This window comes from Streptomyces ovatisporus, from assembly GCF_042653885.1.
Classification (GTDB): Bacteria; Actinomycetota; Actinomycetes; order Streptomycetales; family Streptomycetaceae; genus Streptomyces; species Streptomyces ovatisporus.
The window spans coordinates 200,645-221,122 of the sequence record NZ_JBHSFH010000006.1 but is presented as its reverse complement, the minus strand read 5'-3'; the positions used below and the strand labels follow the sequence as shown (position 1 = coordinate 221,122).

Annotated in this window: 17 protein-coding genes and 1 pseudogene; 12 read left to right on the top strand and 6 right to left on the bottom strand. The window is 69.6% G+C overall.

Translation table 11 applies throughout. The annotated features are described in order from the left end of the window. Positions 1–5 precede the first annotated feature (5 nt). The gene (locus ACFPA8_RS12200) at positions 6–1,196 is read right to left on the bottom strand and encodes a CaiB/BaiF CoA transferase family protein (protein WP_386446768.1); all 1,191 of its coding nucleotides are present in this window, start codon (positions 1,194–1,196) and stop codon (positions 6–8) included. A gap of 132 nt (positions 1,197–1,328) precedes the next feature. On the opposite strand from ACFPA8_RS12200, the gene ACFPA8_RS12195 reads away from it, so the two are divergent. Then, positions 1,329–2,210, top strand: a complete 882-nt coding sequence (locus ACFPA8_RS12195) for a LysR family transcriptional regulator (RefSeq protein WP_386446765.1) — start codon at positions 1,329–1,331, stop codon at positions 2,208–2,210. A 71-nt stretch (positions 2,211–2,281) separates the two neighbouring features. Here the strand turns inward: ACFPA8_RS12195 and ACFPA8_RS12190 are convergent, their stop codons facing one another. Beyond that, on the bottom strand, positions 2,282–2,854 hold the full coding sequence (locus tag ACFPA8_RS12190) for a helix-turn-helix domain-containing protein (RefSeq protein ID WP_386446762.1): 573 nt from the start codon (positions 2,852–2,854) through the stop codon (positions 2,282–2,284). A gap of 66 nt (positions 2,855–2,920) precedes the next feature. On the opposite strand from ACFPA8_RS12190, the gene ACFPA8_RS12185 reads away from it, so the two are divergent. The 3 genes from ACFPA8_RS12185 (at position 2,921) to ACFPA8_RS12175 (ending at position 6,371) form a co-directional block, all read left to right on the top strand. Next, a complete protein-coding gene (locus ACFPA8_RS12185) occupies positions 2,921–3,817 on the top strand; it encodes an NAD(P)/FAD-dependent oxidoreductase (protein ID WP_386446760.1) in 897 nt (298 codons plus the stop codon). Next, complete coding sequence (locus tag ACFPA8_RS12180; protein ID WP_386446757.1) at positions 3,817–4,476, top strand: class I SAM-dependent methyltransferase; 660 nt, start codon at positions 3,817–3,819, stop codon at positions 4,474–4,476. The genes ACFPA8_RS12185 and ACFPA8_RS12180 overlap by 1 nt, the downstream gene beginning before the upstream one ends. Positions 4,477–4,964: 488 nt before the next feature. After that, complete coding sequence (locus ACFPA8_RS12175) at positions 4,965–6,371, top strand: alpha/beta fold hydrolase (protein WP_386446754.1); 1,407 nt, start codon at positions 4,965–4,967, stop codon at positions 6,369–6,371. A 250-nt stretch (positions 6,372–6,621) separates the two neighbouring features. Here the strand turns inward: ACFPA8_RS12175 and ACFPA8_RS12170 are convergent. Together ACFPA8_RS12170 and ACFPA8_RS12165 are read right to left on the bottom strand one after the other, a co-directional pair. After that, a pseudogene (locus ACFPA8_RS12170) lies at positions 6,622–8,337 on the bottom strand (ATP-binding SpoIIE family protein phosphatase); the annotation flags it as partial. A 1,921-nt stretch (positions 8,338–10,258) separates the two neighbouring features. Continuing rightward, on the bottom strand, positions 10,259–10,465 hold the full coding sequence (locus ACFPA8_RS12165; protein ID WP_386446751.1) for a hypothetical protein: 207 nt from the start codon (positions 10,463–10,465) through the stop codon (positions 10,259–10,261). 432 nt (positions 10,466–10,897) lie between these two features. Between ACFPA8_RS12165 and ACFPA8_RS12160 the strand changes: the two genes are divergently transcribed. The 3 genes from ACFPA8_RS12160 to ACFPA8_RS12150 all read left to right on the top strand — a co-directional run bounded on the left by ACFPA8_RS12160 (position 10,898) and on the right by ACFPA8_RS12150 (position 13,983). Next, positions 10,898–11,698 carry a hypothetical protein gene (locus ACFPA8_RS12160; protein WP_386446748.1) on the top strand — a complete coding sequence of 267 codons (801 nt, stop codon included), beginning with the start codon at positions 10,898–10,900 and terminating at the stop codon, positions 11,696–11,698. Between the two features lie 214 nt (positions 11,699–11,912). Further along, on the top strand, positions 11,913–13,301 hold the full coding sequence (locus ACFPA8_RS12155; protein ID WP_417801319.1) for a TrkH family potassium uptake protein: 1,389 nt from the start codon (positions 11,913–11,915) through the stop codon (positions 13,299–13,301). After that, complete coding sequence (locus ACFPA8_RS12150) at positions 13,294–13,983, top strand: potassium channel family protein (RefSeq protein ID WP_386446745.1); 690 nt, start codon at positions 13,294–13,296, stop codon at positions 13,981–13,983. The genes ACFPA8_RS12155 and ACFPA8_RS12150 overlap by 8 nt, the downstream gene beginning before the upstream one ends. Before the next feature lie 11 nt (positions 13,984–13,994). Here ACFPA8_RS12150 and ACFPA8_RS12145 read toward each other — a convergent pair whose 3' ends face one another. Then, positions 13,995–14,411, bottom strand: coding sequence for an SLOG family protein (locus ACFPA8_RS12145; RefSeq protein ID WP_386446742.1), 417 nt, complete (start codon positions 14,409–14,411; stop codon positions 13,995–13,997). 255 nt (positions 14,412–14,666) lie between these two features. Here ACFPA8_RS12145 and ACFPA8_RS12140 point away from each other — a divergent pair, with 255 nt between their 5' ends. From ACFPA8_RS12140 to ACFPA8_RS12130, 3 genes are read left to right on the top strand one after another with little or no spacing between them, the layout of a single operon-like run. After that, a complete protein-coding gene (locus ACFPA8_RS12140) occupies positions 14,667–15,755 on the top strand; it encodes a Rieske 2Fe-2S domain-containing protein (protein WP_386446739.1) in 1,089 nt (362 codons plus the stop codon). Then, entirely contained in the window at positions 15,752–15,970 is a 219-nt protein-coding gene (locus ACFPA8_RS12135) for a hypothetical protein (RefSeq protein WP_386446737.1), read from the top strand. The genes ACFPA8_RS12140 and ACFPA8_RS12135 overlap by 4 nt, the downstream gene beginning before the upstream one ends. Positions 15,971–15,981: 11 nt before the next feature. Continuing rightward, positions 15,982–16,956, top strand: coding sequence for a PDR/VanB family oxidoreductase (locus ACFPA8_RS12130; protein WP_386447631.1), 975 nt, complete (start codon positions 15,982–15,984; stop codon positions 16,954–16,956). Positions 16,957–16,990: 34 nt separating this feature from the next. Here ACFPA8_RS12130 and ACFPA8_RS12125 read toward each other — a convergent pair whose 3' ends face one another. Beyond that, positions 16,991–17,752 carry an IclR family transcriptional regulator gene (locus ACFPA8_RS12125; protein WP_386446735.1) on the bottom strand — a complete coding sequence of 254 codons (762 nt, stop codon included), beginning with the start codon at positions 17,750–17,752 and terminating at the stop codon, positions 16,991–16,993. A gap of 229 nt (positions 17,753–17,981) precedes the next feature. Here ACFPA8_RS12125 and ACFPA8_RS12120 point away from each other — a divergent pair, with 229 nt between their 5' ends. Together ACFPA8_RS12120 and ACFPA8_RS12115 are read left to right on the top strand one after the other, a co-directional pair. Beyond that, positions 17,982–19,028, top strand: a complete 1,047-nt coding sequence (locus ACFPA8_RS12120) for a LysR family transcriptional regulator (RefSeq protein ID WP_386446732.1) — start codon at positions 17,982–17,984, stop codon at positions 19,026–19,028. A gap of 143 nt (positions 19,029–19,171) precedes the next feature. Beyond that, on the top strand, positions 19,172–20,470 hold the full coding sequence (locus ACFPA8_RS12115; RefSeq protein WP_386446730.1) for an FAD-dependent oxidoreductase: 1,299 nt from the start codon (positions 19,172–19,174) through the stop codon (positions 20,468–20,470). Positions 20,471–20,478: the final 8 nt, after the last annotated feature.

Below are 20,478 nucleotides of genomic sequence, written 5' to 3'. Positions count from 1 at the left end.
GCTCCTCAGACCACTCCGCGGTGGTACAGATCATCGATCTCGGGCTCGGTCAGTCCGGCAAGGTCCCGCAGCACTTCGGTGGTGTGCTGGCCGAGGCCCGGTGCGCCGCGGCCGACCGTGCTGTCGAAACCCGAGAAGCGGCCTGCCGGAGCCTGCATGAGACGGGGACGTCCCCCGTCTTCGTCCGGTACTTCCACCACCGACCCGCGGGCGCGAATGTGCGGGTCGGCGCAGATGTCCGCCGCCGAGTTCACCGGCCCCGCGGCCACACCGGCCTCCAGGAGCAGGGACATCAGCGGCTTCAAGTCGTGAGCCGCGACGAAAGCGGCGACTCGCGCCTCGATCTCCTCGCGGTGCTTCAGGCGCGCGGTCATGGAGTCGTGGACGGCGAGATCCCCGGCACCCATGACCGCGACCAGCCGCCGCCACATCTGCTCGGTGGAGGCGGGCAGAGCCAGCCAGCGGCCGTCGCGAGTGCGGTAGAGGCTGTTGGGGCTGATGTGCGGATTCTGATTGCCCTGCCGCTCGCGGCTCTCACCCGTCGCGCCGTACTCGACGACGAAGTCCTCCATCATGCGCAGCAACGGCTCGTAGAGGGGGATGTCGGCGAGCTGTGGCTCGCCCGTGAGGTCCCGCTGACGCAGCGCGAGCATGGCCGCGAACGCGGCGTAGATGCCGGTGACGCCGTCGGCGACGGGGTAGCCGGCGAAGACCGGCGGCTGGTCCGGTGGGCCCGTGCGGTGGGTCAGGCCCGCGAAGGCCTCCGCCACGCGGGCGAAGCCCGGGCGGTCGGCGTACGGTCCGGTGCGGCCGAACGCGCTGACGTGAACCATCACCAGGTCCGGCCGGTGCGCCCGGAGGTCGTCGAAGTCGATCCGGAACCGGCGCAGCGTCGCCGGGCGGAAGTTGGTCACCACGATGTCCGCGGTGCCTGCCAGCCGGCCGACCAGGCCGGCGGCATCGTCGTGGTGCAGATCGATCGTCACGCTCCGCTTGGCGCGGCCGAGCATCGACCAGGCTGCCGAGACGCCGTCCTCCAGCGGTGGGTAGAGCCGCGCCGGATCGCCCTGCCCGGGATGCTCCACCTTGATCACCTCGGCGCCGAACTCGCCGAGCAGAGAGGACGCCAGCGGGCCGGCCAGGATCGTGGACACGTCCAGGACACGCACTCCGCTCAGCGGGCCGTCGGACACCATGGATTCCTTTCACGCCGAGACCTCGGAACTGCCCCGCAACCAGGGCGCTCGTCACGATGCCCTGACGGGGGAGCGCCCGGGAAGGCACGATTCGAGCTCACCGGTGAAAGGTTCTGCCTTTATGGTGAGCCGATGCGGGTGGAGAGAGCTCGGTACTTCCTTGCTGCCGTCGAGACGGGGTCGCTGCGCTCGGCGGCCGTCCGGTGCGGAGTCAGCCAGCCCACCGTCGGCCAGCAGATCGCGCTGCTCGAAGAGGAACTCGACGTCGTCCTGCTCACCCGCAGCCGGCACGGCGTGCGTCCCACGCCGGCGGGTCAGGCCTTGCTCGAACCGCTGGGCCGGCTGGTCGCGGCCGAGGATGCGGTGCGGGAATCGGCGATGGAATCGAGTGCCGCGTATCGAGGAGGCGTCCAGATCGGCGGCGTCTCGGTGACCGCGGAGACGATCATCGCTCCCGTCGTCGGGCACCTTCGCAAGCAGCATCCCGGGCTGCGGTTCTCGGTCCGTGAGGGAGCCTCCGCCGACATCGAGGCCGCCGTACTCGACGGCGGTCTGGATTTCGGAGTCGTCACCATGCCCATGAGCCCGGCTGCGACGGGGCTGCACCGGACACCTCTCGTATCGGCTCCCGTCGGGATCCACGTGCGCACCGACCATCCGCTCGCCGGGCGCGGCCACGTCCACTGGCACGACCTCGAGGCATGGCCCCTCGTCACCATGCGGACGGGCACCGTGATGTGGGAGATGCTGCACCGGCACGTGACCCGTCCCGACGTGGTCGTCCAGGCCATGTCGGCGCGCACCGTCAAGGTGATGGTCGGGCAGGGCGCCGGGCTCGGCCTCCTCGCCGGATTCGAGACCTCGGCTGACATCCCCGACCTCGTCTGGCTGCCCCTGCGTGACGCGGACCCCGTACACCTGTGCCTGACCCAGCGCCGGGACGGGCGGCCCTCGCGGTCCGCCCTCATCGTCCGGCGGCTGATACGGGCGCGGGCCGACGAGCTGACGGAGTAGCGGACCGGGAACCCCGGCCGCGCCCCGAACACCCCGTCAGCACGAGGGACTTCGCCGCCGTCGCCTGCGTGTCAGGTCCCGGACCTGACGTGCATCCGCTCGCCCTGCGGCCCGAACAGCGCCAGCAGCTCCACGGGGTGGTCCCCCTGGTTGGCGATGACGTGGGGGGTGCGGGTGTCGAACTCGACGACCTCGCCCGGCTTGAGGTCGAGGTGCCGGTTACCGAGGACGAGGTGCAGCCGGCCGGAGAGGACGTAGATCCACTCGTAGCCTTCGTGAACCTTCGGCTCGTACGGCCCCGGTGGGTCGTGCGGCGGCACGATCACCTTGAACGCCTGCAGTCCGCCAGGCCGACGGGTCAGCGGGACGTACGTGCGGCCGTGCCGTCTGATCGGCTTGGCCCGCACCCGCGGGTCGCCCGTCTCCGGCGCGTCGACCAGCTCGTCGAGCGGCACCTGATGGGCCCGGGCCAGCGGCAGGAGCAGCTCCAGTGTCGGCCTGCGCTGCCCCGACTCCAGCCGGGAGAGCGTGCTGACCGAGATGCCGGTGCTCTTCGCCAGGCCCGTCAGGGTCGCGCCCCGCTCCAGGCGCAGCGCGCGCAGTCGCGGGCCCACCCCGTCGAGTACGTCATCGAACTCTGCCATCCCCACACTTTGCCAGACCAGCAAAGAAGTTTGCCAATACTGCGGAGCGGTCGCACGCTGACAGGCATGGACATCAACGAGTCGTACGACGTGATCGTGGTCGGCGGCGGAGCGGCCGGCCTGAGCGCCGCGCTGGTGCTGGGACGGTCCCGGCGCTCGGTGCTGGTGATCGACGCCGGAGAGCCCCGCAACGCCTCCGCCGACCACATGCACAACTACCTCGGCAGGGAGGGCGCGAGACCGGCCGAGCTGCTGGCGGACGGCCGCGAGGAGGTCGGCCGGTACGGCGTGGAGGTGCGCGACGGCCGGGTCTCGACCGCCGCCCGCGCCCGCGGCGGCTTCGCACTGGGTCTTGCGGACGGCAGCACCGTCTCCGCTCGCCGGCTGGTGCTGGCCACGGGAGTGGTCGACGTGCTGCCGCAAGTCCCGGGGCTGGAGGAGCGGTTCGGCCGTGACGTGCTGCACTGCCCGTACTGCCACGGCTGGGAGGTCGCCGGCCTGCCGCTGGGGGTGGTGGCGAGCGGGCCGGACTGCGTCGAGCGGGCCCTGCTGTTCCGGCAGTGGAGCGAGGACGTGGTGATCCTGCTCAACGGCCGGCCGGCTCCGCAGGGGGAGGACGCCGAGAAGCTCGCCGCCCGCGGCATCCGGTGGGTGCCGGGCGCGATCGCCCGGGTGGTCGTCGAGGACGATGCCGTCACCGGCGTGGAGCTGGCCGACGGCGGGACCGTGGACCGCAAGGCGCTTGTGGTCACCACCGTGCCGATCCCCGACACCACCCTGCTGGATGCCGTCGGCGGCCCGGACGCCCCCGGCGTGAAAGTGGTCGGCAACGCGGCCACACCGTACGGCGGGGTCCTCGCCTCGGCCGCCGACGGCGTGATGGCGGGGACGCTCCTCAACCACGACCTCGTCCAGGAGGACACCGCGGCGGCTGTCGCGGAGCACCGGAAGGAAGCCGCCTGATGAGTGCAGAACCTGTGCACGGAGACCCGCTCACCGACGAGGAAGCCGCCCTGTTCGAGCCGCCGAGCTGGGAGGAGCGGTACTCCGGCGGGAGGAAATACTGGAGCGGCAACCCCAACCCGCAACTGGTCGCCGAGGTCCGCGAGTTGACTCCGGGCACCGCGCTCGACGTCGGCTGCGGAGAGGGCGGCGACGTGATCTGGCTCGCCCGGCAGGGCTGGCGGGTCACCGGCGCCGACTTCTCCGCCAACGGCCTGGCCCGCGCCGCCCGGCACGCCGACGAGGCCGGGGTCGCCGAGCGCACCGACTGGTGGCAGGTCGACGCCCGGACCTTCGCGGCCGAGGGGCGCTCCTACGACCTGGTCACCACCCACTTCCTGCACCCACCGGATCACGGCATGGCCGGGGTGACCGGCCGGCTGGCCGAGGCCGTCGCGCCCGGCGGGCACCTCCTGGTCGTGGGCCACGCGCCGTCCGAGGCGTTCACCCACCTCACCGCGAGCCAGCGCAGGGCGATGTTCCTCGCCGAGGAGCTGCTGCCGGGGCTCCCCGACGGCTTCGACGCCCTCGTGGTCGAACAGCGTCCCCGGACGGTGGTCCGCGACGGGGTGACGGTCGACGTCCACGACTCCACCCTGTTCGCCCGCCGTACGCAGTAGGGGGGAGCGGCCCAGGAGAGCGGTCCCACCCCGGTTCAGGGCGTCGCCCGACGAAGGCGGATGACGCGGACAACACCCGCCGACAGTCGAACGACATGCTGGCTCCCCGCGCCTGGGCTGACCCCCGGCCGGGAGCAGGCGTCCGGGATGCCGATCGGGTAGTCCTGCTCCGCTGACTGACGCGTCCCGAACAGCGAGCTTTTCAGCGCTGGTTCATGGTGGTGCTCTCTGGCAGACGCATCAGGGAGTGGTTCATGGATCGCACTGTGAAACTACGAATGGGCACGAGGCCGCGGCGAGGCGCCTCGAGAGCGGTGCTGGCTCTGTCGGCAGTGCTGTGCATCGGGGGCACGGCACTCGTCCCAGCAGCGTCCGCGCACCCGGTCCTCGATCAGCAGACTTCGTCGGAGGGAGGAGAGCAGCGACCTGTCGCCGACCGTGACACGCCGCCAGCCGTTCGCTGGCACGAATGCGCCAAGGACTGGGAGGTGGGGAAGGGGTGGAAGTGCGGCACTCTCGACACTCCGCTGGACCACCGGAACCCGCAGAAGGGCACCCTGAAACTGGCAGTGGCGAAACTGCCGGCTACCGAACCGTCCCAGCGCATCGGCTCGCTCATCACGAATCCCGGTGGCCCTGGCGGTTCCGGTATTGAGCTGGCGAACAGCTGGGGCTGGCCCACCAATGTCACGAAAGAGGTCAGAAGGCGTTTCGACCTGGTGGCCTACGATCCACGCGGAGTGGCAAACAGCATTCCGGAGCTGAGCTGCTCAAAACCGACGCCTCGAGGCCTCGACGCACAAGAGGATGACGACGAGAGCAACAGTCCACGCACACAGTCGGAGTTGCTGGATCAGCTGAAGGACAAGGACGACACCGGTGACCAGTGCGTGAAGAACGCCGGCTGGCTCGTTCCGTACATGACCACCGTCGACAACGTCCACGACCTGGACCGCCTCCGCCAGGCTGTCGGGGACTCGAAGCTCAGCTACCTCGGCGTCTCCTACGGCACCACCATCGGCAGCGTCTACGCCAACATGCACCCCGACAGGGTGCGCTCGCTCATCCTGCACAGCGTGGTGGACGCCAAGACGCAGATGAACGATCCCGGCGCCTACAGTCTTTCGGAGGCAGTGGGCATCGAAACGGCCGTCAGGGCGGCGCTGCGGGCGTGCGACCGGGATCCGGAGAACTGTGCGTTCCACGGGAACGCAGAGAAGAAGTTCGACCGGCTCGCTCAATATCTGGGCGACGCACACAAGCCCGCTCCCGCACCGGTCAGGACCTGGAACCGATTCGTCGACGCGGCCGAAGAGATGGATTCCGGTTCGCCGAAACAGACCAGAGAAGCCGCCAAGCACCTGCAGAGCCTCTACGAGCAGACCTTCCCCGCAACCAAGAACGGCGCGGGCGGCGCCGTCGGCACGGAGGAAACCGATCGTCAGCGGCGCAACGAGGACGATGTGCTGGAGACGACGGACTGTCTCGACCTTCCTCGACTGCCCAAGGAAAACGGACCGTGGCTGACGCGCTTCGCGCGTGCTCGGGCAGAGTCACCTGTCTTCGGGCCCGCAGAGATCCTGACCGACATCGCGTGCCGCGACTGGCCGGACGACCATCGCGCGGCGCTGCCCCGTTACACCGGCCCCTGGAACAAGCTGAAGTCCCCCGTCCTCGTGATGAACCACGAGTGGGACTGGCACACCTCTCTCAAATGGGCCCAGAACATGACCACGGCTCTCGACCAACCTGGGATGGTCGTCATCAACGGCTTCGGGCACGGCGATCCCACCGAGTGCAGCCGGCGCTGGACGGAGAACTACCTCCTTCACGGGAAAGTCCCCACCAACGTCGCGAAGTGCAACGACGGCTACACCAGACCCTTCAGGGGGTGAACTGTTCCCCGCCTGACCGGATGGGTGGGTAGTCGCGTTGCAGGCGGTGTCCGGACGTGAAGAAGCTCCTGGCAGACGGGTTCACGACCAAGATCGCCTGTCCAGCCAGGAGCTTCCGCGTGCTTTGTCCACCCACCGGCATCGACGCCGGCGGTATGCGGCGACCTTGTCGAGGATCTCGGCGGCGGCCCTGTCCCAGGCGAATGGCCCGGGGTTGTCGTTCCAGCCGGAGGGCCGGGGGCGGGCCCGGTCAGCTGCCGAGTGTCCCCGGTGCCGTGAGTTCGGCCCAGATGACCTTGCCGTGCTCGGTGTAGCGCGTGCCCCAGCGATCGGCCAACTGGGCCACGAGGAAGAGGCCCCGTCCGCCTTCGTCCATGGTGGCCGCGTAACGCAGATGCGGTGAGGTGCTGCTGTGGTCGAAGACCTCGCAGAAGAGCGTGCGGTCGCGGAGCAGCCGTACATTGATGGGCCCCGCGCCGTGACGCATGGCGTTGGTGACCAGTTCGCTGAGGACCAGTTCCGTGGTGTCCACGAGGTCCTCCAGCCCCCACTCCGCGAGGTGCTCGGTGACGGCGGCGCGTACGTGGCGCACGGCGGCGGGGTCCGACTCCACGTCCCACTCGGCGACCTGCCGGGCGCTCAGCACCTGCGTACGGGCGACGAGCAGCGCGATGTCGTCGCTCTGGATGTCCGGGAGCATGGCGTCGAGCACGGCGTCGCAGGTCTCCTCCGGCGCCTGGTCGGCGCGCGCCAGGGTCTCACGGAGCAACTGCAGCCCGGTGTCGATGTCCTGGCCGCGGCGCTCGACGAGGCCGTCGGTGAAGAGGACGAGCCTGCTGCCCTCGGGCAGCCGCAACTCCATCGACTCGAAGGGCAGTCCGCCGATGCCGAGGGGGAGGCCTGACGGTACGTCCAGGAACTCCACGGTGCCGTCGGGGTGCGTGAGAGCGGGCGTCGGGTGGCCGGCCCTGGCGATGGCACACATGCGGGAGACGGAGTCGTAGACGGCGTACAGGCAGGTGACGCCGGTGATGGTGGTGTCGTCGCCTGCCGCCACCGCGTCCTGGTCGGTGAGGGTGACCAACTCGTCGAGGTGGCCGAGGAGTTCGTCCGGCGGCAGATCGAGGGACGAGAAGTTGTGCACGGCGGTGCGCAGCCGCCCCATGGTTGCGGCGGCATGCAGCCCGTGCCCGACGACGTCGCCCATGACCAGCGCGACCCTGGCGCCCGGCAGCGGGATGACGTCGAACCAGTCGCCGCCGACTCCCTCCTGCGCGGGGAGGTACCGGGAGGCGACTTCGACGGCGTTCTGGTCGGGCAGCGCGCGGGGCAGCAGGCTCCGCTGCAGGGCCACGGCCATGCCGTGCTCGCGGGTGTACCGGCGGGCGTTGTCCAGGGACACGGCGGCGCGGGCGGCCAGTTCGGCCGCGAGAAAGAGATCGTCCTGCTCGAACGGCTCGGGCTCCTCGGAGCGCCAGAAGTTGACGACGCCCAGCAGCATGCCGCGGGCGGGCAGCGGCGCCGTGATGAGTGAGTGGATCCCGAAGTCGAGGATGCGGGAGGCACGCGCCTGGTCCACCGCCTGCCACCCCAGGGAGTCGGCCAGACGAGGCACCAGTACAGCCTGCCCGCTCTCGAGGCTGCGGGCAGGTGGCGAAGACGGCACATAAGTGATCAGGTCGCCGGTCGCGTAGAGGGGGGAGTCCTCGCGGACGCCGCTGGAGGCCAGGCGGCGCATCCGCGTACCGCCCTCGTCGTCGGTGCTGGCGCTGTTGCCGTTCACCCCCGGTTCGTCACCGCGCAGCACGGCATCGGCCAGATCGACGGTGACGAAGTCGGCGAAGCGCGGGACCGCGACCTGCGCCAGCTCCTCGGCCGTATGGGTCACGTCGAGGGTCGTGCCGATGCCGCCGGTCGCGTCGTAGAGAAACTTCAGTCGCCGCCGGACCAGCTCGACCCGCTGCGACGCCTCGCCGATCATCTCCATGACGTCGTCGGTGCCGATGTGCTCCTCTCCGGCCACGGCGTCGACCGCAAGCCGCGCGGACGCCGCGCCGACCGAGCCGGCGAGTTGGGCTTCCGCGTGGTTGACCAGCTCCGGGGTCGCTTCGGCCGCAGGTGACTCGGGTCTCCTTCCGGGGTAGGAGCGCATCGCCCGCTGGGCGCCGTCCCGCCCGAGGAAGCGTTCCAGGAGCGTTTGCAGCTCGCCGACCGTGGCACGGACATGCCAGCGCCGCCGCTCCCTGACGGGCTCCCCGAGGACTTCGACGAACTGCATCGCCTGTGCCCGCTCGGCGGCGTCCGGCCGGCCGGCGAGCGAGACTGCGACGTACCCGCCGATGTTCAGCAGCGCACTCCAGAACATCGCATGGCTGATCGGGTCCATTCCCGTCAGTCCGAACAGGCGCTGCGGCCGGAGCAGTTCGATGCCGAGCGGGCCCTCACGCAGGAACGAGGAAGGCAGCAGTCCGGCGTCGGCGAAGATCGGCAGCAGCAGGGTGTACGCCCACACCGCGAATCCCGCCAACAGTCCGACCAGCACGCCGTGTCGGGTGCCGCCCTTCCAGAACAGGCCGCCCAGGATCGCGGGCGCGAACTGTGCCACCGCCGCGAACGACACAGTGCCGATCGATCCCAGCGCCGGTCCCTCGCCGGCGAGCCGGAAGTAGGCATACCCCAGCAGCAGGACCAGCACGATGGTCGCCCGGCGAATGCCCAGCACCAGCCCGGCGACGTCGGCCCGCTGTGCCAGCCGGGACCTGCCACGCAGCAGCAGCGGCATCACGAGCGAGTTCGACACCATGGTGCTGAGCGCGATCGTCTCGACGATGATCATGCTGGTGCCCGCGCTGATGCCGCCGATGAAGACGAGCAGCGCGAGTACCTGCGGGCCTTCGGCCATCGGCAGTGCCAGCACATAGGTGTCGGCGTCGACGGATCCTCCGAACTGCAGCAGCCCACCGGCCGCGATCGGAAGCACGAAGAAGGTGATCGCGAGCAGGTACAGCGGGAAGAGCCACATCGCCCGCTTGAGGTGCCGCTCGTCGACGTTCTCGACGACGATCATCTGCCACTGCCGGGGCAGCAGCACGATCGCCAGCATGGACAGCACGTTGAGCCAGACCCACTCGCCGTAGCCCGTCTCCTCCCGCACCGTGAACAGCCTGCTGAGATCGGCGTCCGCTGCCTGGGAGAACAGGTCACCGAAACCCCCGAACGCCCAGAAGCTCACGAAGATCCCGACCGACAGGAACATCACGAGCTTGACCACGGACTCGAACGCGATGGCGGCGACGACGCCCTCGTGGCGTTCGGTGGTGTCCAGGTGCCGGGTGCCGAAGAGGATGGTGAACGCGGCCAGCAGCAGCGCGACGTAGAACCCGGTGTCCTGGAACAGCGGGACATGGCCCAGCTCCGAGGTGGAGGTGATCTCGGGGTGCCGGCGAAGGATCTCGAAGGTGTTGGAGATCGCCTTGAGCTGCAGCGAGATGTAGGGAACGATCCCCACCACGGCGATGATCGTCACCAGACCGCCCAGCGCTGCGCTCTTGCCGTAGCGGGCGGAGACGAAGTCGGCCAGCGAGGTGATCCGGTGCCGTCGGCTGATCCGGATGATCCTGCGCAGCACCAGCCAGCCCAGCGCGAACATGAGCATCGGCCCCAGGTAGACCGACAGGAAGCCGACTCCGGCTGTGGCGGCCGTGCCCACGTTGCCGTAGAAGCCCCACGCGGTCTCGTACACCGCAAGGGACAGCGCGTAGACGGTGGCGTTGTTGATCACGCTCCGGCCGGCGTCCGCCCGCCGGTCGGCGTAGGAGGCCACGGCGAAGAGCAGACCGAGGTACCCCACCGAAACCACGACGATGACCCAGGTCTGCAGCACGGCGCTACCTCGATCTGCCGCCGATGACGGCGACCATGCCGATCACGACCGCCCAGACGATGTACAGGTAGGCCCAGAGAAGCGGGACGCCGAAGACCCGGTCCGCGCGGTCGAACTGCGCCAGCAACGGCGGAACGATCAGCACCAACCCCAGCAGGGCCACGGCCACCAGGCGCCCGGCGAGCTGCTCGTCGTCTCGCGACTCAGCCACGGGCTGCCTCCGTATCCTCGATGTCACGCCGTGGACCGCCAGGTATGTGCTGTGCCATGACGCCGATCGGGCACCGCCATGACCCGCACCCTGCCAAGTCCAACACGGCAGCGGGACGCGTCGAAGACCGCCACGCCCGCGACCTGCCGCAGGCCAGGGAGGCGAGAGCGATCACGATCCGGCTGCCCCGGAGGGATCCCGGCCGAACCTGTCACCGGTTTGTGGAAGAGTTCGCACGACGAGTGCGTGATGTCGCGGGAGACGGGAGCCGCGACAACCGGCGGCCCTTCCGGTGACCGGCGCCGCACACGGAGTCGACGGCCGGAGTGCAACGCTCTGGGGTGGATGAACCATTCGGGGGGAGTAGTGCTGTTTTCCGCAGGACTGTTGACGGATCACCAGTCGGAGTTACTTGCTGCTGTCGTCGGAGCTGTGGCAACCCTGCTGGCCACCGTCGCCGCATTCCGGTTCCAGGCGTCCAGAGAGCCCAGGAAGCGGCTGGTCTGGAGCTCGAAGACTCAGCGGGCGGGAATCGATCTTGATTCTGATGTACGTCAGGGCATCCAGCTCTTCTATCACGGGAATCCCGTCGATGAGTTGACGCTGGTCGAATTCAAGGTGGAGAACGCCGGGAACCGCGTCGTCCGGGACCATCAAGTGCGTCTGGAATTTCCGCAGTCCGCCGTAGTGGTCGACAGCCACTGCTCTCCGGTTCCGGACCGGGAACTGGGAGTCGAACGACGGGCGGACAGAGAGCAGGGAAGAAACGAAGTCATCTACTCGGTGGGGCAACTCGAGCGGGATCAGAGCGTCACCGTCAAGATCCTCGCCAGCGGGGCGGGCGGGGAGAAGTGGCGCCCCATCTCTCACAGTCCTGAAGGAGACGTCCAGTTCGTCGAAGGCTCCGTGGTGCGCACGGCGGACGACAGCGAGCACGTCGTGCCGTTCTGTTTCGCTCTGCTCCTTCTTGCGGTGCTGGCAGGTATCGGGACGAGTCGCGTTCTGATGGGCCAGCCGGTGATTGTGAATCTGGCTGCGCTTCTCGTCTTTCTCACGGTGCTGGGATTTGCGCTGCGGCACCTGGCTCCGGCGGTGAGATTTGTTCGGGACGTGATGCTGAGATGGTACGAGACCCGCGGAAATCAAGTAACAGTGCATGGAAGTGTCAGCGCGCTGAGCATCGGCGACAGTTCGTCCGCCACCCAGAGCACGACGGGAAATGCGGAAGAGTGAGACGAGCGGAGTAATTCCCGTGGTCGGATTCGCGGCTCCTGTGGCGCGTGCTGCGCTCTGTCGGGTGCGCTGACACCCCGGGGGAGCAGCCCGGGGGGACACCGGTCGGCCCGCGTGCCGTGCAGAGGCGAGCAGGTGGGCGACCCGGGAGAGGCCGTGAACGGAGCCACACCCTCGAGCGAGCAGGGTGTCGGCAGGTGGCTATCGTCGTCCAGTGCAAAGAACCGTGGGCGTGCGGGCGCTGAGCAAGGGACTCGCTGTGATGAGCAGGTGGTGGCCGCGTTTGCGGCACCCGGCGCAGGTGGTCGTGGCGGGCTTCGCCACGGCGATCGCCGTCGGTACCGGTCTGCTGATGCTGCCGGCCGCCAAGGCAGGGCCAGGCGGCGCGACAGCGCTGGAGGCATTGTTCACCTCCACCTCGGCGGTATGCGTGACGGGGCTGGTGGTGGTGGACACGGCGACCTACTGGAGCGGCTTCGGGCAGGCTGTGATCCTGGCGCTGATCCAGGTCGGCGGCTTCGGCATCATGACGTTCGCCTCTCTGCTGGTGGTGCTCGTCTCACACCGGATGGGACTTCGTGCACGTTTGACGGCCGCGGCGGAAACCAAGACGCTCGGCCTCGGGGAAGTGCGCACGGTGGTCTTCGGTGTGGTCAAGGCGAGCCTGGTGCTGGAGGCCATCACCGCGGCGATCCTGCTTCTGCGGTTCGCCGGCGCGTACGGCGAGTCCTGGCCACGAGCGTTGTGGCTGGGCGTTTTCCACGCCATCTCGGCCTTCAACAACGCGGGCTTCGCGCTGTACACCGACAGTCTGATGGGCTTCGCCACCGATCCGTGGATCTGTCTGCCCATAGCGTTCGCGGTCATCGCCGGGGGGCTGGGCTTTCCCGTTCTGTTCGAACTGCGCCGCCACTTGCGCAGGCCTCGCCGTTGGTCACTGCACACCAAGATCGTGCTTTCTGTCAGCGGGATCTTCCTGGTCGGCGGCAGCACGTTCATCACTGCCCTCGAATGGGGAAACCCGGGAACGCTGGGCCCCATGGACGTCCCCGGGAAGGTTCTGGCCGGCTTCTTCCAGGGGGTCATGCCCCGCACTGCCGGGTTCAACAGCGTGGACACGGGGCAGTTGAACCCCGCCACCTGGCTGGGTATGGATGTGCTGATGTTCGTCGGCGGAGCCAGCGCCGGCACCGCCGGGGGCATCAAGGTCACGACCTTCGCCGTGTTGTTCTTCGTCATATACGCCGAGGTGCGCGGCGACGGGGCCGTGAACATCTTCCGTCGCCGACTCCACAGCGATGTCCAACGCCAGGCGCTGACCGTGGTCCTGCTGTCGGTGGCGGCGGTCGCCACCTCGACGCTGGTCTTCGTGATCTCCACCGAGTACAGCTTGGACCGGTCCCTGTTCGAGGTCGTTTCGGCCTTCGCCACCGTAGGCCTGTCCACAGGTATCACCGCTGATCTGCCTCGGCTGGAACTGCTCCTGCTCACCGCGCTGATGTTCATCGGCCGGCTCGGCCCCATCACCGTGGCCTCCGCGCTCGCCTTGCGCCAGCGCGTCCGCATGTACGACCTGCCTGAGGAGCGACCTGTCATTGGCTAAGCACCCCCCGCACAAGAAGCGGCGCGCTCCTCACAAGGATTCCGTCGTCGTCATCGGCCTCGGACGCTTCGGCCGGGCGCTGGCGCTGGAACTGATCGATGAGGACACCGAGGTTCTGGGCATCGATGAGGACGCGGAAGTCGTCCAGTCGTTGTCCGGGTCGCTCACTCATGTCGTGCGCGCGGATTCCACCAAGGAAGACGCGATGCGTCAGCTCGCAGTCCACGAGTTCGACCGTGCTGTCGTGGCGATCGGTACGGATCTGGAAGCCAGCATCCTCACTGCCTCCTTGCTGATCTCCTTCGGTATCCAGCACGTGTGGGCCAAGGCGATCAGTGAGGCACACGGGCGCATTCTCAGTCAGCTCGGCGTTCAGCACGTGGTCTACCCAGAACACGACATGGGTCAGCGTGTCGCTCACCTGGTGCGTGGGCGCATGCTCGACTACATCGAATTCGAGGACGACTTCGCCATGGTGAAGACGACGCCGCCCGCTGATGTCATCGGTCTTCCCTTGGGGAGCAGCGCTGTTCGGACCCGCCATCACGTCACTGTCGTCGCCATCAAACGCCCCGGCGAAGGCTTCACCTACGCCACCGCCGAAACGGTGGTGGAGTCGGACGACACCATCATCGTGGCCGGCCGCACTCGGGCGACCGAACGCTTCAGCGAACTCCAGTAGGACGTGCCCGGTCAGGTCGTCCATCTCCTGACGGGTATGCCGGCGTCGGCGGCGAGGGCGGCGCAGGCGTTGGCGTCGTGGGAGTTGTGCGGCTTGGGCCGGCGGCACTTGCCGGAGGTGCAGGGGGCGACGAAGACGAGGCACACGTCGGCGCCGGCGGCGACCATGTGCCGGTCGCGGATGTAGTCGGCGTCATTGCCGTGCGTTTCCCGGTCGGCGGGGTGGGCTTCGGCCGCAATGTCATGGGCGGCGCACCACTCGGCTGCTTGTGCGTCCGGGCCGTGGGGGCGGGCGCCGTGGACGACGAGGATGCCGTCCGCTCCGTCCGCGAGCGAGTTGTGCAAGGTTTCGAGGAGCGCGCCGGCGATCTGCTGTTCGTCGTTCCATGTGCGGGAGCCGGTGACGAGCACGCGTCGGATGTCGCTCATGCTGCTGTGTCTCCTCGTGCGGGTCGGGGTGGTCGTCGAGTGCGAGGCCGGCGGAGGTGAAGCCTCGCTCGCCGACGGCGAGAGGTCTGCGCCTCGCCTGCCGGCTGCGCTGCAATCTTCGGGCCTCACCGTACGGGTCACGTCGCGTGCCTCCTGGAGGGTCCGCTTCCGTTGAGCGGAAACGGCACTGTCCGTCCCGCGAAGGCCAGGAGCACTGTGGCCGCCTCCCCTTGGGCCCTTCCGGCAGGAGGCACAGTGACGTCTTTCATCCGCAATCAGTGGTATGTCGCGGCTTACGCCGACGAGGTCGGCCACCGGCTCTTCTCGCGTACGGTCTGCGGCGAACCGGTGCTGCTGTGGCGGACCGAGGCCGGAGAGGTCACGGCCATGTCGGACCGTTGCGTGCACCGGCGCTTTCCCCTCTCCCAGGAGCCCGGCCACCTGGACGGCGACCGCGTGGTCTGCGGCTACCACGGCTTCACCTACGGTGCCGACGGTGTGTGCGTGAGCGTTCCCGGGCAGCAGCGCGTCCCGCGCACCGCACGGCTCTGGTCCTACCCCGTCGTGGAGCGGGACTCCTTCGTCTGGGTGTGGATCGGCGACCGTGAACTCGCGGACGAGAAGCGCATCCCGCGTGCACCGTGGCTCGACGGATCCGGCTGGACCGTCGTCCGGGGCATGGAGCCGCTCGCCGCCCGCTACGGCCTCCTGGTGGACAACCTGCTCGACCTGTCCCACGAGACGTATCTGCACGGCGGCTACATCGGCACCCCCGAGGTCGCCGGGACCCCCATCACCACCGAGGTCGACGAAGCAGCCGGGATCGTGCGAGTGAGCCGTCACATGGACGACGCCGCCTGCCCTCCCTTCTACGCGGAGTCCACCGGCATCCGAGGACGCATCACGCGGTGGCAGGACATCGAGTACCACGCCCCGTGCCTGTATCTGCTGCACAGCCGCATCACCCCCGTCGGTGCCCCTCCGCCCGAGCCGGACGGCAGCGACCCGCACGCCTTCCACGTCGAAGTCGTCTACGCCATCACCCCGGAGACGGACGGAAGCACCCACGACTTCTGGGCCGTGGCACGCGACTTCGCCCTGGACGACGACAAGGTCACGGACTTCCTCCGGGAGAACAACCGCACCGTCGTCCTCCAGGACGTCGTCGCCCTCGACGTGCTGGAAGAGGCGCTGGCCGCCGAACCGGACGGCTACCAGGAGCTCAGCATCAACATCGACACGGGCGGTCTGGCCGCCCGCCGCATCCTCGCGCGCCTGCGTGAGGAGGGCGCATCCCGTACCGGTGCGACAGCCGCCCCGGTGCGCGAACCGGCTGCCCGATGAGCGGCACGGAATCGAGCAGGGCCGTACTTCCAGGGGTGCACCGCATCCACTGGGTGCCCGGCACCGACCGGCTGCTCGCCGTCTGCTTCTGCGGCGCCGGACGGGAGTTCGAGGACCCCGTCGAGCTGTGGGACTGGCTGTCCGGCCACCCTGAAACCGGCCCATCCGCACACGACGGCACCGTGCCGCGGCACTCCGAGGGGGACTCCCTGTGACAACCGGAACCATGCCGCCGGGGGCCTCCCGGGGCGACGAGGCGACGGAGACCGAACTCGCGCTCGTACGGAAGGAGTTGCTCGCCGAAGACGTCGTACGTCTGACGCTCGCACCCGCCGGCGGGGGGCCGGCGCCCGCCTGGGCACCCGGCGCCCACATCGATCTGCTCCTGGGCCCGCGGGGAGAGAGGCAGTACTCGCTGTGCGGTGATCCCGGCGACACCTCGGTCCTTCAGGTGGCGGTCCTCCGGGAGCCGGACGGACGTGGCGGCTCCCGGTACGTGCACGACGAACTCGCCGTCGGCTCCACGGTCCGTGTCCGCGGCCCGCGCAACAACTTCCCCCTCGTCGAAGCGGCTTCGTACCTCTTCGTCGCCGGGGGCATCGGCATCACCCCGCTCGTACCGATGATCGCCGAGGCCGGACGGCGGGGCGCCGAGTGGCGACTGCTGTACGGCGGGCGCACCCGCTCGTCCATGGCCTTCGCCGGAGAGCTGGCCGAGCGCGCGCCTGCCCGCGTACGGCTCTGTCCCGAGGACGAGAGCGGACTTCTCGACCTGGACGCGGTGCTGGCGGCCCCCCGCGAGGACACCGCCGTCTACTGCTGCGGACCGGAGCCGTTGCTGGCGGCCGTCGAGCAGCGCTGTACGTCCTGGCCCGCCGGTGCGCTGCACACCGAGCGCTTCGCTCCCAAGTCCCCGCGGGACGCGGGGCGTCCGGGCTCCTTCGAGGTGGTGCTGGCACAGTCGGGGAGGACGCTGGCCGTGCCGGCGGACCGTTCCGTGCTGGAAGCCGTGGAGGAGGCGGGCGTACCCGTGCTCTCCTCGTGCCGGGAAGGGACCTGCGGCACCTGCGAGACCGGGGTGCTGGAGGGGGTGCCCGAACACCGTGATGCGCTGCTCAGCGAAGCCGAACGGGACACCGGCGACGTCATGTTCATCTGCGTCTCGCGCTGCCGGGGCGGGCGGCTCGTCCTCGACCTGTGAACGTCACGGCCGCCCCGTCCGGGGGAGCGCGGCTTCAGCGCCGGCCGCCCGCCCCGGAAGGCGAAGCGGGCGGTGGCGCGCCCAGGGTACGGGAGATGCCGGAGGCGGCGACCTGCACGAGCGGGACCAGGGTGTGCCCCTGGACGGTGTCCACGTGCGCCACGACGGAGACGGCCGCGACGACCTCGCCGCCCGGCCCGTACACGGGTGCGGCCACGGACACGCTGTCCATGGTGACCTGCCGTTCGCACACGGCGACACCGGTGTGGCGGACCTCCGCCAGTATCTGCCGCAGCCGGGAAGGGTCGCACTGGGTGCGTTCGGTGTAGCGGATCAGCGGCTGCGAGAGGACGTACTCCTGGACGTCCGGCGGTGCGTGAGCCAGCAGGACGCGGCCCACACCGGTCGGTGTCAGCGCGAACCGTCCGCCGACGCGGGTCAGTACGGGCACCGAGCCGCGTCCCGCGAGCCGCTCCACGTAGACCACGGAGACGTCCTCGCGGACGGCGAGCTGGACGTTCTCGCCCGTGACACGAGCCAGGTCGGAGAGGTTCGGAAGGGCCGACTCCCGCAGGCCGAGGCCCCGTGGTGCCAGCGCCGCGATCTCCCACAGGCGCAGGCCGATGCGGTAGCCGCCGTCCGCTTCCCGCTCCAGGGCGCCCCATGCGGTCAGTTCGCTGACGAGCCGGTGTGCGGTGGTGAGGGGCAGCCCGGTATGACGCGAGATGTCCGTCAGCTTCAGCACCGGCGCCGTCGGCGAGAACACCTCCAGCACCCGCAGAGCTCTGCTGGTCACCGATCCTGTGCCGGACCGACTGCCCACTCCCATACGGCGCTCCTTCGGATGAGGCGGCCGCCGTGGCGAAAACTAGACAGGTGGCCGGGATCCGTCAACGGCACGGGGCGGCCGGAGGCTGGAACGGGCGGTGCAGGCGGGCAGAGGCGGGCAGGGATGTCCACCGTTTTCTCCGTTCCGTGCCGGCACGACCCTTGCCCGACGCGGAGCCACCGCCCACGCTGCCCGCATGACCACCGGCCCCGCGCGTACGCCCGCCCACCTCGCCAATCTCGACCTGAACCTCCTGGTCACGCTGCGCGAGCTGTTCCGGGAGCGCAATGTGACCCGGGCGGCGAGGCGGCTCGGGGTCTCACAGCCCGCCGTCAGCGCCTCCCTCTCCCGGCTGCGCAGGCACTTCGGGGACGAGCTGCTGCTCCGCAGCAACGGCGTGTACGTCCTCACCCCGCTCGCCACGCAGCTGACAGAGCAGGTGGAGACGGTCTGCGCCGCGACCGAACGGCTCTTCGCGACCGGCAGCGCCTTCGAACCGGCCGGATCCCGGCGGGAGTTCACGCTGCTGATGTCCGACTATCCGGCCACGGTGCTCGGCGACCGGCTCTCGCGGCTGCTCGCCCGCGAGGCGCCTCACGCGGCTCTGCACATGCGGCTGGTACGGGAGACGATCGGGGACGACATCGTCGAGACCATCAGGCTCGTGGACGGCATGGTCTCCCCGCGGCTGGGCCACTTCCGTACGCCCGTCGGCTCGCAGCCGCTCTTCAAGGACCGCTGGATGTGCCTGCTGTCCGCCGACCATCCGCTGTGCGAGGCGGAACCCTTCGTGCTGGACGACGTGAAGCCGCTGCCGTGGGTGGTGCCCTACCACCGTGACGCCGGCTATCCCTCGGCCTCTCCGGCCACCCGGCAGCTGGCCGCTCTGGGCATCCGGCCGCGGATCGCCGTACGCGTCGAGAGCTACCGCGCCGTTCCCGACTTCATCGCCGGTACGCGCAGGGTGGCTCTGTATCCGGCCCGGCTCGCGGCCCGGCTGCCCGCGGAGCGGGGGCTGCGGGCGCTGGAGTGGCCGGTTCCGCTGGACGACATCGACGAGCTGCTGTGGTGGGACACCGTCTACGACAAGGATCCGGCGAACAGCTGGCTGCGCGGGCTGGTGGCGAGAGCAGCCGCCGAACTCGGACCGGACGTGGCGGAACCGGCGAGCGTGAAGTCCGACGGGACCGGTCAGCCGGAAGAGCCGCCGCGGGCAGGAGAGCCGTGTCATAAACCGGATTGATAGCGGCCAGCCAAACAGGCTATTGAACCGGACGTTCCCTTTCCGGATGAGGGCTCCCTACTGTGCCCGCAACGGCCGCCACCCCGACCGGCCCCTCGGCAGCGGGTGGTTCCGTCGCACGTCACGGAAGAGGAGAGCCCCGCATGCCGCATGCACTGACCGGCCTCACGCTGCACACCGTCACCAAGCCGTCCGCGTCCACCGCTCATGCCCTGGACGCCGATGTGTGCATCGTGGGCGCGGGGGTCTCGGGGATCTCCGCCGCCGTCGAGTCCGCCCGGCTGGGCCGCGACGTCGTGCTCGTCGACAGCCTCCCCGTGCTCGGCGGCCAGATGGTCAACTCCCTGATCGGCCTCTTCTGCGGAGTCTTCGGCAACGCGCCCGGCTACCGGCAGCTCACCCACGGCATGTTCGACGAGATCTTCGCCGACCTCGGGGCGAGCGGGGACGTGCACTTCAACCGCGGACACACCATCACCGTCAGTTATGACGAGGTGGCGCTGGGCCGCTGGGTCGAGCGGAAAATCCGTGAACTCGGCATCCGCGTCGTTCTGGGCGCGTCGATCACCGGCGTCGAACGGGACGGGCGCCGCGTCACCGCCGTCACCTTCGCGACCCGCTACGGCGACGTCCACGTGTCGGCCCCCGGCTTCATCGACGCGAGCGGCGACGCGGCGCTCGCCTGGGAGGCCGGACTGCCCTGCCGGGTCCCCGAACGCACCATCTACGGCTCCCAGCAGATCGTGCTCGAACACCTCGACGAGACGCACCAGCCCGGCCGTGAGGAACTGGCCGAACACGTCGCACGCAAAGCCGCCGACTACGGGCTGCTGCGCCGCGACGGGCTCGCCTTCTTCTTCCCCGGGCGCAACACGGCCGTACTGAACATGACCCACATCGAGGCACCGCTCGACCCCGTGCGCGCCGCGCAGGCACAGCTCGAAGGCCGCGAACAGGCAGACCTGGTCGTGGAGTTCCTCCGCGCCGAGTACCCGAAGGCGTTCGGTGACGCACGCGTGCGGTCCTACGGGCTGCCCGGCCGGCGGCAGACCCGCTGGATCAAGGGCGTCCACGCGCTGAGCCTCGAAGAAGTACGGGCAGGCACCCGCTTCGAGGACGCGGTGGCCCGTACGGCCTGGCCGATCGAGCTGCACGACAAGGCAGAGGGCTACGTCTGGGAGATGTTCGACGCCGACCACCTCCACTACGTACCGCTGCGCTCGATGCTCTCCCCGGACGCCGACAACCTCGTCGCCGCCGGGCGCTGCGCCGACGGGGACGCCGCCGCGCTCTCCAGCGTGCGCGTCATGGGGCCGTGCGCCGCGATGGGTGCGGGCGCCGCCCATGCGCTGGACCTGGCCGGGACGGCCGGAGACGGCAGCGTCCACCGCATCGACACCGTCGCGCTCCGCGAACGTCTCGCACCCAACGTCGAGGACTGACCGCGCAC

Excerpts from the sequence above, each read along its gene's own strand:
- ACFPA8_RS12200 (WP_386446768.1), bottom strand. The coding sequence starts at position 1,196 with ATGGTGTCCGACGGCCCGCTGAGCGGAGTGCGTGTCCTGGACGTGTCC.
- ACFPA8_RS12195 (WP_386446765.1), top strand. The coding sequence starts at position 1,329 with ATGCGGGTGGAGAGAGCTCGGTACTTCCTTGCTGCCGTCGAGACGGGG.
- ACFPA8_RS12190 (WP_386446762.1), bottom strand. The coding sequence starts at position 2,854 with ATGGCAGAGTTCGATGACGTACTCGACGGGGTGGGCCCGCGACTGCGC.
- ACFPA8_RS12185 (WP_386446760.1), top strand. The coding sequence starts at position 2,921 with ATGGACATCAACGAGTCGTACGACGTGATCGTGGTCGGCGGCGGAGCG.
- ACFPA8_RS12180 (WP_386446757.1), top strand. The coding sequence starts at position 3,817 with ATGAGTGCAGAACCTGTGCACGGAGACCCGCTCACCGACGAGGAAGCC.
- ACFPA8_RS12145 (WP_386446742.1), bottom strand. The coding sequence starts at position 14,411 with ATGAGCGACATCCGACGCGTGCTCGTCACCGGCTCCCGCACATGGAAC.
- ACFPA8_RS12135 (WP_386446737.1), top strand. The coding sequence starts at position 15,752 with ATGAGCGGCACGGAATCGAGCAGGGCCGTACTTCCAGGGGTGCACCGC.
- ACFPA8_RS12130 (WP_386447631.1), top strand. The coding sequence starts at position 15,982 with ATGCCGCCGGGGGCCTCCCGGGGCGACGAGGCGACGGAGACCGAACTC.
- ACFPA8_RS12120 (WP_386446732.1), top strand. The coding sequence starts at position 17,982 with ATGACCACCGGCCCCGCGCGTACGCCCGCCCACCTCGCCAATCTCGAC.
- ACFPA8_RS12115 (WP_386446730.1), top strand. The coding sequence starts at position 19,172 with ATGCCGCATGCACTGACCGGCCTCACGCTGCACACCGTCACCAAGCCG.